The organism is Streptomyces sp. NPDC002825 (assembly GCF_040295385.1).
Classification (GTDB): domain Bacteria; phylum Actinomycetota; class Actinomycetes; order Streptomycetales; family Streptomycetaceae; genus Streptomyces.
In genome coordinates this window covers 1-13,596 of sequence record NZ_JBEOVH010000011.1, presented here as the reverse complement: position 1 = coordinate 13,596, position 13,596 = coordinate 1, and the positions used below count along the sequence as shown (strand labels likewise).

Genomic DNA, 13,596 nt, shown 5'->3' with positions numbered 1-13,596 from the left:
CGGTCCCCTCCGGCCAAGTGCCGCATCAGGCAACGTTGGCCGTGTGGTGTGGACGGCCTGTTGGTAGCTGTCATCGGTGCGTGGATACTTTCGCAGTGTTCTCAGACGCTGATGCCGCCGCCCTGTATGACCTGCTGAATCCGTGGGACCCTGAACGGTGGCCCAGTGACGGTTTCTATGAGGAGCTGGTGATGGCCGCAGGCGCAGTCCTGGACGTGGGCTGCGGAACCGGCTCCATGCTGCACCGTGCGCGCGAAGGCGGCCATGCCGGACGCCTCATCGGCCTCGACCCGGACTGTGCCGCACTTGCCCGCGCACGGCGACGTACCGACATCGAGTGGGTCGAGGGCCATGCGGCGGAGGCGAGGTGGACCGCTGAGTTCGACCTCGTGACGCTGGTCAGCCACGCGTTCCAATGCCTCGTCACCGATCACGAGTTGCGCGCCTCGCTCGCGGCGATCCATGCCGCGCTGCGCGAAGACGGCCACTTGGCCTTCGAGACCCGCCACCCGCAGATGCGGGCCTGGGAAAAGTGGAGTCCTTCGAACGCCTCTGACGTTATCGACGCGTCCGGCCGTGCCTTGCGCGTCTGGCACGAGATCGAGTCTGCCGTCGGCGACGTGGTCACCTTCACTACGACGACTGCCGGGCCCGACGGCGCCGTGCTCCGCGTCGACCGCACGAGTCTGCGCTTCCTTGGCGTTGCGGCTCTTGACGCGTTCCTCGCGGAGGCGGGCTTCGAGGTCGAGGCCCGCTATGGAGACTGGAATCGGGGGCCCGTCACCACTACGAGCGGCGAGATCATCACGATCGCCCGCCGGGCGTAGTCGGATCAGATCCGGCCTCGCCGTCGCGCCGTGCGGACTGGGTTCTGGCCAGAGCACCATGCTGCCTTGATGGCAGTACGAGTGCGGGTTCGGGAGCTCCATGACGACGAAGGGCGGCGTCTGCCGTGCATCATTCGCCGGGGCACGGGCTCGGTGGTGACGTCGCGGCGGGCTCGGATCGTGCTGTTGTCCACGCAAGAATTGGCTGTGTCGAAGATCGCCGAGGTGACGTTCACCAGCGACGACCGGATCCGCGATGTGATCCACAACTTCAATGCCGGCGACTTCGACTCCTTGCACCCGAGGTACAGGGGCGGCCGGCCCAAGCAATTCACCCTGCCGGAGCGCCGGGAGATCAAGGAGATCGCCAGATCGAGACCGGCTGGGCACGTCCTGCCGTTTTCGACCTGGAGCATGGCCCTGGCCGACTTCCTCATTGCCGAGGAGGTGGTCCACGACATCAGACACGAGGGCGTGCGCAATCTGCTCCGCCAGGAGGGTCTGAGAACGGTTCGCCGGGAAGCAGCGTTGTCAGTGGGTTCTGCCAGGGTGTGTTTCATGGATGAACTTGTGGAGCGTGTCGACCGTCAAGATCGTGTCCTGGGGGTGGTCAGCCGTCGACAGGCGGTCCGGGAGGGCTGGCTGCATCGAATCGCCTCGACGGTGTGTCGTGATGAGCGTGGCCGGTTCCTCGTCCACCGGCGGTCGGAGCAGCTGTCGCGCTTCCCTGGGCTCTATGAGGTCATGGTCGGTGGCGCCGTGGGTGTCAGTGAATCCTATGAGCAGGCTGCTGGGCGGGAGCTGGCCGAAGAGCTGGGCATTCGTGGCCTGCCGCGCTTGCTGTTCACGTTCATCAACCGCAGCGGCCTGAGCCCTCACTGGCTCGGCGTGCATGAAGCCGTGGTTCCGGACGCTGTGACCCGCGACCCCGACGAGGTCGCCTGGCATGGCTGGCTGACCGAGTCAGAGCTTCACTCGGCCCTGTTGGAGTGGCGCTTCACTCCCGACAGCCATGAGGCCTTCAACCGGTATCTCGCGTTCCGGACCGCGCAGTCCTGACCGTTCTCGCCTCTTCGATCGGTTCCCTCAGCCCAGGGACTGTTGTTCTGCGCGAGCGCGAGTGGTGGCGAGGCGGTAGGAGTCGGTGCGGCACAACCATGGTCCCGAAGCAAGCACCGAGGTGTTCCCGGAATTCGGGTTCTGGCTCAACTTCTATGGTCTGTGACTTTGAATAACCGATTAGATCTCGAACAGGGCTTCCTCTTGTGGCGGGATCGGAGGGTCAAGGAGGTCGCGGAGGCGGGTGATCTCCTGACGCCACTTCGACCAGTTCGCAGCTTCGGCCCACTGTTCGGCGAGTTCAGACCGGTCGGAGACCACTTGGTCCAGGGCGTCGACGGCGAGCATTCGAAGGTCTGCGGGCAACTCCGGCACCCGCTCTGATGGGCCATAGTTCAAACACGCCGGCTCGCCGTCAGGAAGTTGGGCGACGACCAGGGCCGCTGCGGCCACTGCCCGCTCGCCGTCGTAGATACCGAGGAAGTCCACGAGGCTGGCGGCGCGTACGAGCACGCCGCGGATCATGGGTTCGCGTTCTTCCCGCGCTGCCTCGTCCAGATCACCTCCGAAGTCGGCGGCAGTGTCGTTGTCGAAGGGGCCGGTATCCCAGGTGCCCATGTCTCTCCTTGCGTGGCCGTCTGGAGGATCGTCGCACTGGCCACCGACAACGTGGTCACGAGGCAAGCAGCACCCGCTTGCGCAGGAGTTTGAAGCCAGCGCGTCCGTACATCTGTCGCTTGATCATTTGGATGCGGTTGGCGTGGCCTTCCACAACGCCTGAGCTCCAGGGAAGGGTCAGGCCGGCTGTGACAGCAGCGCAGGGCCTCACGGCCGATCCGGACGGGCCGAGCGATGTTGCTTCGCGGGTGATCGGCGAGCTTGCGGTTCGACCAGCGGGTGAAGGGCTTGCCCAGTGAGGTGGGGCGGGTGGTGGCCGTCGCCACAACGAAGTCTTCGTCGTCACGGCTGAGCAGGCGGGGACGGCCTCCCGCCCAGCGAGGGTCCAGGCATGCGAGCCGAATCTCGTTGAACTTGTGGATCGCGTCGCGGACGGAGTCCTCGTCCGCTTGGACCAGCCGTGCGATGACCGGAACCGTGCTGCCGCCGGCCGAGGCCAGCAGCATCATCGCCCGACGGAACCGCACCGAGTTGGTACTGCCCCGCCGCACGATCTGCTGCAGCCTCTGCCCCTCCTGCTCAGACAGTCCACGAACCCTCACCGGTGCTGCCATCCCGCCTCCCCATGCCGGCCGAAGTCGTCACCAGCTCAACGGGCCACCCGGCAAAGGAACGCGGTCACAGAACTAGCGGAGCAGCCGCACACGGTGGAACCACGCCGTCGTGAGTGTGGCGGTAAGCAACTGAGGTTGAACTGGTGATGTCGGCGCCGAGTTGATCACGTCGGCGTGCTGGCCAGACCGCGTGACTCGCACCAGTCCTCGTAGTCGAAGGACTCAGGGGTACGACACAGGGCTCGAGTGCGTGCTGCCCAGGTGCTGACCCAGGCTTCTCCGGTCGACGTTGCCTCGTCGGTCAGCGCGCGCAGGCCTGCTTCAGGCATCGTCCGGAAGCGCGTGCGCACGGCGTCGCCAGCCAGGAGATACAGGCAACCGAGGAAGAACTGGCGGTGGGGGCACTGCCCGTCGGCGGCCAGGGTCACGAAGAGTGAGCCGAAGGCTGGGCGTGTTGCGAGGAGGTCCCAGTCCTGGGAGACCGGGGACTGCGCTCCGGGCGCGTAGGCCCAGGCGGTCATCTCCTCAGGCGTGGGATTGGCTACATCTTCGAAGGCGGGTTCTGGGCTCACGGCGCCTATACAAGCGCAGCAAACTGTTCGCTACCAGTGGCCCGCTCATCCGGGGGGGCGGCGGGGTGGGCGCTGACCGTGGTTCTCCGGGTCGTCCGTACCGAAGCCGAGGCCCGTGCCGGCGAAGCAGCCGTCGACCACGTGCGGCCGGTACTGGATCTGTTTGAGTCGGCGCTTCACGGCCCCGGTGATCTGGCCGAGGTCGGCCGCGGCGCGGTTTCCGATGTCGCGCTTGACCACCGACCAGACGCCCTCGGCCGGCTTGAGGTGGGGTGCGTAAGAGGCCATCTCAATTGGTCCGGCCGCGCTGAATGCGGGTGGCATTGAGGGATGGCACTGCCGCATGATCACGCCATGACGAGTCCTGCCGCCTTCCGGGACCAGACCAACTGGTCCGACGGCTACTACGAGCTGGCCATAGAAGTGGGATCGAGTGATGATTTCCAGGTTCAAGCCGTCCTGAGTGCTCTGTGGTCCGCCGCAGACGTTCACGGGTGCTTCGGGCGGAGAGACCGTGAACCTGAGGAGCAGGATCCCATGCCGTGCACCGTCGGATCACTGGCCGAGTTCGGACACCTGCACGGTCAGGTCCGCCTACCGACGGGCCAACTGGTCGTCTGCGGTTGTGTGGCGATCCGGGGCGGCGATGAAAGCAGCGACTGGCTGGACTTTTACGTCCCCGTCGGCGCGCTGGATCAGGCGGGCCTTGCCTACTGGGGCGGTCGGCCGTTCTTCAGGTCTGACGTGATGGACGAATGGCTGGCTGCCATCGGGGCCGAAACCTTCAAGAGCGCCTCCTTCAGCCTGGGGGTCATCGGTTTCGAGGTCTCCGGCTGCACTGACGTATCGACGCTGGCGGGAAGGCTGCCGCAGACGCGTGACATCGGATACCTGCTTCCACAAGGCGACGTCCTGCACTATGGCGCCGCGAACACCTGAGCCTTGCCGCCCCAGGTGGGCATGAGCCTGCGGTAGCAGATGAGAGTGCAGGCGATGCTGGTGAAGGCGAGGAAGTGGTCGGCCTTGCGCTCGTAGCGTCGGTGGAGGCGCCGGCAGCCGGCGAGCCAGGCCATGGTGCGTTCGATGGTCCAGCGATGACGGCACAGCCGCTGCGAGGACTCGACACCCTTGCGGGCGATGCGGTGCGAGATACCGCGCTTGCGCAACCATTGCCGCAGGTGAGAGTAGTCGTAGCCCTTGTCACCGTGGAGCTTGCCCGGCTTGCGCCGCCGGGGCCCGCGGCGGGACCGTATCGGCGGGATACCCTTCACCAGCGGGATCAGGGCCTGGCTGTCGTACAGGTTCACCGCCGAGATCCCGACAGAGATGGGCAGACCCGTCCGCTCAGTGATCAAGTCGATCTTCGAGCCGAACTTGCCCCGGTCCACAGGATTCGGACCCGTCAGGTCCCCCTTTTCAAGGCCCGCATGTTCACCGAGTCGATCGCGCAGCGGGACCAGTCCAGCTCGCCTCGGGAGCCGAGTTCGTCGAGGACCAGGCGGTAGAGCTTGGCCCATACCCTGGCCTTCGTCCACTCGGCGAAGCGCCGGTGGGCCGTCGCTCCTGATGGTCCGAACGATGCGGATGGCAGCTGCTGCCACGTGCAGCCCGACGTGGCCACGAACACGATCGCCGCCAGCACTTCCCGGTCACCGTGCCGACGCCGGCCACCACCCTGGGGCCGCGACGGTGCCTCCGGCACCACCCGCTGGAACAGCTCCCACAACTCGTCCGGCACCAGCCGTTCAACGATCCCGACCACGGCCCGCAGCCTACAGAGTCGGCCAAATGAGATGACCTCTAAGTGGGCAGCTGGAACACAGTGAGCCACTCGGCGTTTGCGTCGATGAACTCCCGCATGCCGACAGTGAGGTGCAGGCGGACGTTGTCCCGGACAAGCACGATCGGGCCGCCGTGCTGGATGCGTGCGCCGGCGATCAGGTCGCGGAAGTCGCGCCGGCCGAAGCCCTTCGGTTCGTCCTCGCGGCCCCGGTACTCGCGGATCGTGTAGATCAGCCGGGACCTCTCGCCGTGCTTGTAGCAGGCCATGCCCGCCATCGACACCCGCCCAGAGCCCCGACCTCTCACCTTCACGACCGGGGTCCGGCCTATCCGGCCCCAGGTCCTGGCGCGCGGCGGAATCATCGACTGCCCGCCTTCGTCCTCGAAGACGATCCAGGCCCCGCGCTCCGCCGCGGTTGGTCTCACCCGCTGCCAGGTCTCCTTCTTCCAGACCTCGATGGCGTCGTCATCGCGCTCGATCGCCCGGCGACACGGCTGCTGCCAGCTCCAGCCGTGTCGCTTCACCAGTCGTCAGGTGCTTTCGACCGTGTAGGAGGTATGGAACAGCCGACCGATCAGAGTCTTGATTCGTGCCAGCGTCCACCTCTGGTCCGCCCAGCCGTGCGCCAGTGGTCCGCGCTCCAACTCGCGCTCCAGCCTGGTGATCTGGGCTTCGCTGAGCCGTGGTCTCCGCGGAGATCCCTGCGACAACCCCAGCCTCGCCGTTCTCGCGCCGGGCTAGGCGCCACCGCTCGACGGACCGCACACTGATTCGCAGGGCAGCGGCAATCTCAGCATTCTTCTGCCCGCCCTCGAAACGCTCCACGGCCCGGAGCCGTAACCGCTCGCGTGTGGCTCTCTCGGCATCGGTCAGCCCACCGCCCTGCGCGTCCTCACGCCCCAGAGCTCTACCGGCACGGACATCCAGCCGTCAGGCGAACGGCACCGACTTCACTCAGTCAAGGTTCAGAAGCCTGGCTTTTTTCACGACATGTTCTGGCACGACTTCCGAGCGTCGGACGCGGTGAGTGACAGATATGCACGTCCACATCCGAGTCGGTCGCCGCGTCGTCCGGCCCGCCCCTCGGCGCACTTGGGCTGTGGCTGAAACGCGATCACTCGTCCGCAGGACTTCGGCATACATGGTCGGTCACCGGACAAGCCTTGTGTCGGCCGACGACGTCGGCCGAGCAACCCCCTAGATCAGGAAGTCAGTGATGAGCTTCATCCAGACCGGCAAGATCGACCTGAAGTCCGACAACGCGATCGAGACGGCCGGCGGCAACACGTCGACCTTCACCCGCGTCACGTTCCCGACCCCGTTCCCGCCTGGCTCCAGCGTCGTCGTTCTGCCGCTGACCCAAACCTTCAACGGTCCTGAAACGCCTGGTATCCGCATCCACGACGTCACAACGACCGGCTTCCTCATCCGCCTGAACGAGGTGTACGCCGGTGCCACCAAGAGCGACGGGAAGCACACCACCGAGACCATCGGTTGGCTCGCCGCAACCGTCTGACCCGCTCTGGCCCGGCCGGATCGCGTACCCCCGGCCGGGGGCAGTCGTCCAAGAACCGCACCGATGACGAGCACCCGCATACCTGAACGGCTGTAAGAACCGGCTGTCGCGGGTGAGGGGCGCTGCCGGTACGACGCACCACACGGACACTCGGTTTCACCCGTGACCGTTCCCATGCGACGGCCCGGCAGCGCAGCCCCCGTCCATTCCTCTACAGCGTCCCGCCCCCAGCACCGACGCCGGGCTGCACTCATTGAGTGGCGTGCTTCGCCCCATGGTCTATCCCGCCGGGAGGTGCCGTGAGCGGCGTGGTGATGATCTTGAGGCAGAACTGGGCGGACTGGGCCGTCAGCGCCTACATGGCCGCGACCGCGGCCATGTGCAGGAGCCCCATCTCGGCTGGCCTCTTCTCGGTGTTCGCCGCCACAGTGGCAATCGTCGCTGCTCGCGAGAGCTGGAAACTGGTGCAGCCGACCGAAATCGAGCCCACACATCGCGAGCCTTCCGGATCTGCAGCGCGTTGATGTCGACGCCCACCACCGATGCCGATGCCAGTCCGGATCACGGGAAGCATGACGGACTGCGTGCCCGTACAGCCGGGTCACAGACGTCGATCCACCGGTACTGGATGAGGGCGTGGCACAGGGCCGGGTGGCCTGAGGTGCGCGTTCCTTTTTTCGTGCGTCTCCACGCAGTCGAGGCGATGCTCTCCTCAACGAAAGCACTGCTCCATCGCCCGCGCTTATCATCCGTCTGCAGCCCTCGAAACAAGCCGCGAGCCGCTCAGCGACCAGTCGGCAGGGCGCCGGACCGAGCTCTCACTCGCACTCCCCTGAGTGACTGAGCGTACGGGGCTGCCGCTGAGCGAGGTCAGCTCAGTACTCCCCCACCCGCGCATGGCGCACCCCGGTCGCCGCCCGAATGCCCTCATTGTTTCGTAGGGAAGGGCGCACGACGCCGGCAGGAGTACGCACGTGAGCGACGTCGCCGCACAGCAGTGGCTTACGCAGGCGTTCGCCGAGCGGCCGAGCAAGGCAAGCCGCACGGCGCCGTCCATACGAAGTTCTGCGCGTCCTCGCCCCCACCCCGAGGACGGTGTGCAAGCCGGATTCACCGGCATCACGACCCTCAGCAACGGCGAGGACGGACACCACGCCGGCCTCGTCTACGACGTGAGCACCACCTCCGCACCGACACCGCGGAGCAGCCGGTCGGCACGTTCGGCCGGGACCTGAAGCGGTCCGTCGTGACCGCGACCTGGCAGCTCGAGCAGCCCGGACTCGGCCGCTTCCAGGGACGCGAGGACAACCCCGCGATGGGCTCCGTCCGCCGCATCTGGTCCCTGTTCTCGAACTCCAGCTGGGTCGGCGGCAGCGACCTCCCTTACGTCTTCGTCTTCACCGGCAAGCTGGGCGCAGGATTCACGGTCACAGGAAATGGGCGATCCTCGAAGGACGCTGCATCGTGGACATCGACGAGCCCGTACTCGACCGCCGCCTCATCATCGCCCAGACCGTCGTCCTCGCCGGCCTGCAACTCAGCAGCACCCGCAAATAGGCCCCATCGCTCGCATGCGCCGGGGGCGACCTCTTGCCTGGCATATCGAGCGTGACCAGCAGCTCCGAGGCCGGGGAGTCCTCGGCGGCGACGGTGCGGTCGGGCAGGAGGTCCGCGACGGCTGTGCGGATGGCCCCGCGGCTGACGTCGTGGTCGCGGGCGAGGGCTGCGGTGGAGCGGCGCTCCAGATAGGCGGTGCGCACGGCGTCGGTCTTTGGATCGGCGCCGCCGTCGGGCCCGGTAAGTGCGGGTTCATTGGACGCCAGGCGCGCCTGTCGGCATTCGTTCGTTTGACGACACCGGCCTTCTGGGGGAAGGAACACGCGTCAGGGTCACGTCGCAATCCAGGCACGCGATCTTGGTACAACGGCGGCGGGTTGTGCGACCGCTGCTAGCGTGCGTCCATGATCAAGGGCAGTCTGGCAGGCCGAATAGGCCGCATGGCGGGGGACAGCAGGCCGGAGCGCGTGCTGATCGCCGCCACTTTCGTCAACCGGGTCGGCAACGGTCTGTTCAATGCGGCGTCGGCACTCTATTTCACCTCGGTCGTGGGCCTGCCCGCGGTGCAGGTCGGCGCCGCGCTCACCATCGCCGGAGTGATCGGCCTCTGCGCGGGGATACCCGGAGGGCAGCTCGCCGATCGACGCGGGGCGCGCACGATCATGATGCTGGCCCTCGTCGTTCAGGCGATCTCGATGGCGGCCCTCGTCCTCGTCGAGAGCTGGACCGCGCTCACGATCATCGCGACGGTCGACCAGATCGCCGCGGCGGCCGGCGGGGCGGCGGCGGGCGCCCTGGTGGCCCGGGTCGGGGGTGAGCGCCCGGCCATGTTCCGGGCGAAGCTGCGCACGTTCGTCAACCTGGGCGTCATTCTCGGAACGGTGGGTGCAGGGCTGGCCCTGGCCGTGGACACCCGCGGCGCCTATGTCACGCTCATCCTCGGCAACGCGGCGAGCTTCGCCCTGTGCGCGGTGCTGTTGCTCCTGCTCCCCCGCTACCCGGTGCTGGCCGCACCGTCGCAGCAGCGTCGCTGGGTCGCTCTCACGGACCGCCCGTTCCTGACGTTCACCGCCCTCTACGGGGCCATGGGACTGCAATACCCGGTGGTCTCCCTGCTCCTGCCGATCTGGATCTCCGAACACACGCAAGCGCCGCGCTGGACGGTGGCCGCGCTGTTCGGCGTCAATTCCGCCTTCTGCGTGCTGATGCAGACCAGGATCGGGTCCCGTATCGAAACCCCGCACGACGGCGGCAGGGCGTTCCGCACCGCGGGACTGCTCTTCCTCGTTAGCTGCCCGATGATGGCGCTGGCGGCGTACACCCCTGTCTGGGCGGCAGCAGGGCTGATCCTGGCCGCGATCTTCGTCCATAGCCTGGCAGAGGTCTGGGAGTCCTCGGCGGGCTTCGCTCTCGGCTTCGGTCTTGCCCCCGAACATGCCCAGGGCCAGTACCAAGGTGTCCTCGGCCTCGGCTTCAACGCGGGCCAGGCTCTTGCCCCCGCGATCCTCACCACGGTGGTACTCGGCCTCGGCACGGCGGGGTGGCTTCTGCTGGCGCTGTTCTTCGCTGCGCTGGGCGCTGCCGGCCCGTCTCTCGCCCGCTGGGGTATGCGGACCCGGCCGCAGGCGAGCGCTGCCGCGGAAGTGACGAGATGACCCGAACGGCACTCTCGGAGTATCCGCGATGCCGCACGTGGGTGGGGTGCCTCAGACTTGCTCCTCCCCGAAGCGGGACAGAGGATCCCCACTGGCACGCAGTCGCGACAGCCCCCTTCGTTCTCTGCAAGATCCTCCCTGACCGCCGCCTCAACTCGAAGACGCTCACCGCAACGTGCTCGGCATGCGGGAGGAGACTGTCAGCGCGCGCGACGCTGACCAGTCCTGACACCGGCATGTCTGCCCGGGTCATGCCCCTCGTCCACCGTCACGACAGGCATTCGGCGAGCAGATCGACGACGTCGCGCCAGGCTCGCTGCGCGTGCTGTGGGTGGTAGCCGACACCGGGGACCGTCGGGTGGTCGACCGGCGGGTGGTGGAAGGCGTGCAAGGCGCCGCCGTAGACCGAGAGGCGCCAGTCGACGCCCGCGGTCTGCATCTCGGCGGTGAACGCGTTTCGTTGCGCGGGCGGCATGATCGGGTCTTCCGACCCGACCCCGGCCCACACCGGGCAGCGGATGCGCGCTGCCTCGCCCGGTCGGCCGGTGGTAGTTGCGTTGACGGTCCCGATCGCACGCAGGTTGACGCCGTCGCGGCCGAGTTCCAGCGCGATGGCACCCCCGGTGCCGTAGCCGATGGCGGCGATCCGGTCGGGGTCGGTCCGCGGTTCGGTGCGCAACTCGTCGAGTGCCGCGTGGCCGATACGCCGCATCCGGTCGGGATCAGCGAGCAGCGGCATGCAACGGGCCAGCATCTCCTCGGGGTCGCCCAAATAGCGCCCGCCGTGAAGGTCGAAGGCCAGCGCTACGTATCCGAGCTCGGCAAGGGCATCGGCGCGGCGGCGCTCGACGTCGCTGAGCCCCATGCCCTCTGGTCCGAGCAGCACTGCGGGCCGGCGGTCGACACCGGCCGGGAGCGCGAGGTACCCGATCATCGTCAAACCGTCGGCCGGGTACTCGACCGTACGCGTCGTAATCGTCGTCGCCATGAGACTGGACTGTAGTGATCGTCGAGCCTGGACCGGCCGGTGTTCTGCCGCTGGCAGAACGGCGCAGGTGTCCCACTGACATACGGGGCGGGACCGACGCTCAGGGAGCTGAGATCGTCCCGTTGCCCCCTTGGCGCGTATCTCGGTCGCGCCCCGCCCCCGCCGGATGAGGCGCAGCGTCGCTGGTCGAACTGCATGTCGTGGATCATTTCCGGGATGGCCCCTCGGTGATCGATTCCAAGGGGTGCCTGCGGTGCGTGCGGGGTGGGCGGTCAGGCGTCGGGGTCGACTTCGGGGTGCGTGAACCGCACGGGCTTGCCCAGCGACCGGGCGTAGGCGATTTCGGCTCGGGTGCTGTCTCCGATGTAGTCGCCGACCACGAGCACCTCATCAGCGAGCCGGATCTTCGCTCGGTGCAGATCGTCGAGTCGAACCTTCAGCGCCTCGGCCTCGACAGGATCGGACCAAAGTGCGTGCGGCGACTTCATGTCGCAACCCGGCTTGACAACGATCTTTCCGGCTGTGGTCTCCCGCAGATCAGCCTCAGTCATCTCGGTCATGAAACGGGTGGAGCCGCAGATCACGACGATACGCGGGAGGCCCAGCTGCTCCTTCGCGTCGGCGAGCTTTTCCTCGGGGGTGAGCGGTTGCGGGTGTGACGACACTGGTTCCTCCTGGTGGTGTGATCCAAGGGGTGCCTGCGGAGACGAGAACGAGTGCGTCCAATTTTCGTCCTATAACGAACGACGTGGACACCCTCGCAACAGCACTCCACGCGACTTCCAACGACATGCAGCATCCCGACCCGACCCCGTGGCACAACCTCCCAGGCCAAATGGCTCCCCACCATGAGCAATCGTCAATACCTGTGGAGGGTGGGTTCTCAGTCGCGACAGAGCGCCTTTTCCAACCTCAGGTCGGTGAAGGACGAGAGTGGTCTTCACGAGGCCGTTCCCGGTGGTACGTACCAGGGGTGGGCCCATCGTCCGTTCGTTCAGGAAGCCCGGATTGCCCAATCGATCTCCGCGCCGGTGAGGGCCACGACGACGGGCTACTCGTCCCTGAGAGCGGCAGTCAGCAGGTCGCGGTCCTCGTCTCGCTGAATCATGGTTGGTCCGCCCGGGACGACGAGCACGGCGTCCAGTCGGCGCAGCAGGACGGCTATAAGGTCCGTGATTCCGTCGCCTCCGAAGTGGTTGAAGGTGATGTTGTCCGGGCTGGAGAAGAACACATCCGCCTCCTCCCTTTCCGCCGTACGGATCTGCAGGAAGTTCGTCCGGGGATCCCGTGCCACCCCATAGGGGTCGAGGACCTCGTGCGCAGCACTCATGTCCAACGGTGCCGGCTCACCGTTCTCGAACCGGCGCACGAAGATGTCGAAACTCATGGAGTCTTTTCTATCCTCAGGTCGAGGCGTGGTGAAGGACGACGGCCTACCTCAGTTGGTGCAGTTCAGGTGCACGGTGAGGATGGCCCGGACGAGCCTGGTGGTGCGATTGGTGCTGCAGCGGAGTTTGCGTAGCAGGCGCCAGGTCTTGAGGGTGGCCATGGCGTGCTCGCCCAGGGCCCGGATGCGCGCGTGGGCAATGTTGACGGCTTGCTGTCCTGCGGATAGTCGCTCCCACCCGCCGCGGAAGGCACCCGGACGGTGCCGCCGGCGCCTTGGTAGGCCTTGTCGGCCCAGCAGGCCAGGCCGGCGTCGGTAAGGGCATCGATGATGCCGTGGCTGCGGGCCGCTTTGATGTCGTGGACGGCGCCGGGCAGAGCGGGCGAGGCCCATAGCAGGCGGCCGAACGGATCGGCGAGGACCTGCACGTTCATGCCGTGCTTCGTGTGCTTCCCGGAGTAGAACGGGCGGTCGGCGACGATCCGGTCGATCGCCAGCAGTGTCCCGTCGAGGATCACGAACGCCTTGCGGGATGCGGCCTTGACCGCACTCGCCAGATCGGGGGCGAGCGCGGCCAGGACCTCGACGGCCTCGGCGATGTACCGGTAGGCGGTGGTAATGCCTACGCCGAAGCCGGCCGCAAGTTGGGCATAGGTGTGACCGCACCGCAGGTGGGCCAGGGCCAACAGGGCCTGGCGGCCTGTGGTCAGCCGTCGCCAGCGGGTGCCGCGCTGGCGACGGTGGGCACGCAGCTGTGCGGACAGCAAGCGCAGAGCGGAGCTCGACACGTCGATCCCCGACGGGTAGACAAGCATGTGAAGCCTCTGGTGGAGATGGTTCTCTTGGTCGAAAACCCATCTACCAGGGGCTTCACCGCGCTGTCGGCCCAACTGACCTTCACAGAAACAAGGTTGGAAGACATTCAGTGAGCCTTTTCCATCCTTACCCTGAGCTGGTCAGATGAAGGGTCAGGACAGCCTGGACGAGTTTGGTGATCCGGGTGGTTGAGCACCGTAGTTT

At 66.8% G+C, this 13,596-nt stretch carries 13 protein-coding genes and 5 pseudogenes; 8 read left to right on the top strand and 10 right to left on the bottom strand.

All coding sequences use genetic code 11. The annotated features are described in order from the left end of the window. Nucleotides 1–80 precede the first annotated feature (80 nt). The 3 genes and pseudogenes from ABT041_RS16360 to ABT041_RS16350 all read left to right on the top strand — a co-directional run bounded on the left by ABT041_RS16360 (nt 81) and on the right by ABT041_RS16350 (nt 1,886). On the top strand, nt 81–827 hold the full coding sequence (locus ABT041_RS16360; protein WP_351184518.1) for a class I SAM-dependent methyltransferase: 747 nt from the start codon (nt 81–83) through the stop codon (nt 825–827). Nucleotides 828–896: 69 nt separating this feature from the next. Next, nucleotides 897–1,331: pseudogene (locus tag ABT041_RS16355) on the top strand (helix-turn-helix domain-containing protein); the annotation flags it as partial. Between the two features lie 54 nt (nt 1,332–1,385). Next, nucleotides 1,386–1,886, top strand: a complete 501-nt coding sequence (locus ABT041_RS16350; protein ID WP_351184808.1) for an NUDIX hydrolase — start codon at nt 1,386–1,388, stop codon at nt 1,884–1,886. 180 nt (nt 1,887–2,066) lie between these two features. On the opposite strand, the gene ABT041_RS16345 is transcribed toward ABT041_RS16350, so the two are convergent. From ABT041_RS16345 to ABT041_RS16330, 4 genes and pseudogenes are all read right to left on the bottom strand, one after another. Next, nucleotides 2,067–2,504 (bottom strand): DUF4259 domain-containing protein, encoded by a 438-nt coding sequence (locus ABT041_RS16345; protein WP_351184516.1) that lies wholly within the window; start codon nt 2,502–2,504, stop codon nt 2,067–2,069. A 182-nt stretch (nt 2,505–2,686) separates the two neighbouring features. Beyond that, nucleotides 2,687–3,118, bottom strand: a pseudogene (locus tag ABT041_RS16340) (helix-turn-helix domain-containing protein); the annotation flags it as partial. A gap of 164 nt (nt 3,119–3,282) precedes the next feature. Further along, nucleotides 3,283–3,690, bottom strand: a complete 408-nt coding sequence (locus tag ABT041_RS16335; protein WP_351184514.1) for a hypothetical protein — start codon at nt 3,688–3,690, stop codon at nt 3,283–3,285. A 45-nt stretch (nt 3,691–3,735) separates the two neighbouring features. Beyond that, nucleotides 3,736–3,978 (bottom strand): annotated as a pseudogene (locus ABT041_RS16330) (hypothetical protein); the annotation flags it as partial. A gap of 66 nt (nt 3,979–4,044) precedes the next feature. On the opposite strand from ABT041_RS16330, the gene ABT041_RS16325 reads away from it, so the two are divergent. Next, on the top strand, nt 4,045–4,629 hold the full coding sequence (locus ABT041_RS16325) for a hypothetical protein (protein WP_351184510.1): 585 nt from the start codon (nt 4,045–4,047) through the stop codon (nt 4,627–4,629). Here the strand turns inward: ABT041_RS16325 and ABT041_RS16320 are convergent. Then, nucleotides 4,608–5,452, bottom strand: a protein-coding gene (locus ABT041_RS16320) for an IS5 family transposase (protein WP_351184508.1) whose coding sequence is annotated in 2 segments (ribosomal slippage) — nt 4,608–5,105 and nt 5,108–5,452 — 843 coding nt in all. Because the reading frame shifts where the segments join, the coding sequence is not laid out codon by codon here. The genes ABT041_RS16325 and ABT041_RS16320 overlap by 22 nt on opposite strands. Before the next feature lie 41 nt (nt 5,453–5,493). Next, nucleotides 5,494–6,376: pseudogene (locus tag ABT041_RS39035) on the bottom strand (IS630 family transposase); the annotation flags it as partial. A gap of 313 nt (nt 6,377–6,689) precedes the next feature. Here ABT041_RS39035 and ABT041_RS16305 point away from each other — a divergent pair. From ABT041_RS16305 to ABT041_RS16290, 4 genes are all read left to right on the top strand, one after another. Continuing rightward, nucleotides 6,690–6,989 (top strand): hypothetical protein, encoded by a 300-nt coding sequence (locus ABT041_RS16305; protein ID WP_225802736.1) that lies wholly within the window; start codon nt 6,690–6,692, stop codon nt 6,987–6,989. 299 nt (nt 6,990–7,288) lie between these two features. After that, nucleotides 7,289–7,513 (top strand): hypothetical protein, encoded by a 225-nt coding sequence (locus ABT041_RS16300; RefSeq protein WP_351184504.1) that lies wholly within the window; start codon nt 7,289–7,291, stop codon nt 7,511–7,513. 450 nt (nt 7,514–7,963) lie between these two features. Further along, complete coding sequence (locus tag ABT041_RS16295) at nt 7,964–8,224, top strand: hypothetical protein (protein ID WP_351184502.1); 261 nt, start codon at nt 7,964–7,966, stop codon at nt 8,222–8,224. Nucleotides 8,225–8,950: 726 nt separating this feature from the next. Beyond that, nucleotides 8,951–10,201 carry an MFS transporter gene (locus ABT041_RS16290; protein ID WP_351184500.1) on the top strand — a complete coding sequence of 417 codons (1,251 nt, stop codon included), beginning with the start codon at nt 8,951–8,953 and terminating at the stop codon, nt 10,199–10,201. Between the two features lie 268 nt (nt 10,202–10,469). On the opposite strand, the gene ABT041_RS16285 is transcribed toward ABT041_RS16290, so the two are convergent. From ABT041_RS16285 to ABT041_RS16270, 4 genes and pseudogenes are all read right to left on the bottom strand, one after another. Next, on the bottom strand, nt 10,470–11,189 hold the full coding sequence (locus tag ABT041_RS16285) for a dienelactone hydrolase family protein (protein ID WP_351184498.1): 720 nt from the start codon (nt 11,187–11,189) through the stop codon (nt 10,470–10,472). Between the two features lie 272 nt (nt 11,190–11,461). Further along, on the bottom strand, nt 11,462–11,854 hold the full coding sequence (locus ABT041_RS16280) for a hypothetical protein (protein WP_351184496.1): 393 nt from the start codon (nt 11,852–11,854) through the stop codon (nt 11,462–11,464). Between the two features lie 386 nt (nt 11,855–12,240). Beyond that, entirely contained in the window at nt 12,241–12,576 is a 336-nt protein-coding gene (locus tag ABT041_RS16275; RefSeq protein ID WP_351184494.1) for a hypothetical protein, read from the bottom strand. Between the two features lie 51 nt (nt 12,577–12,627). Continuing rightward, nucleotides 12,628–13,391 (bottom strand): annotated as a pseudogene (locus ABT041_RS16270) (transposase family protein). Nucleotides 13,392–13,596 lie beyond the last annotated feature (205 nt).

Bases quoted from the DNA above. Each gene is read 5' to 3' on its own strand.
- ABT041_RS16350 (WP_351184808.1), top strand. From the start codon at position 1,386: ATGGATGAACTTGTGGAGCGTGTCGACCGTCAAGATCGTGTCCTGGGG.
- ABT041_RS16305 (WP_225802736.1), top strand. From the start codon at position 6,690: ATGAGCTTCATCCAGACCGGCAAGATCGACCTGAAGTCCGACAACGCG.
- ABT041_RS16290 (WP_351184500.1), top strand. From the start codon at position 8,951: ATGATCAAGGGCAGTCTGGCAGGCCGAATAGGCCGCATGGCGGGGGAC.
- ABT041_RS16285 (WP_351184498.1), bottom strand. From the start codon at position 11,189: ATGGCGACGACGATTACGACGCGTACGGTCGAGTACCCGGCCGACGGT.
- ABT041_RS16325 (WP_351184510.1), top strand. From the start codon at position 4,045: ATGACGAGTCCTGCCGCCTTCCGGGACCAGACCAACTGGTCCGACGGC.
- ABT041_RS16275 (WP_351184494.1), bottom strand. From the start codon at position 12,576: ATGAGTTTCGACATCTTCGTGCGCCGGTTCGAGAACGGTGAGCCGGCA.
- ABT041_RS16345 (WP_351184516.1), bottom strand. From the start codon at position 2,504: ATGGGCACCTGGGATACCGGCCCCTTCGACAACGACACTGCCGCCGAC.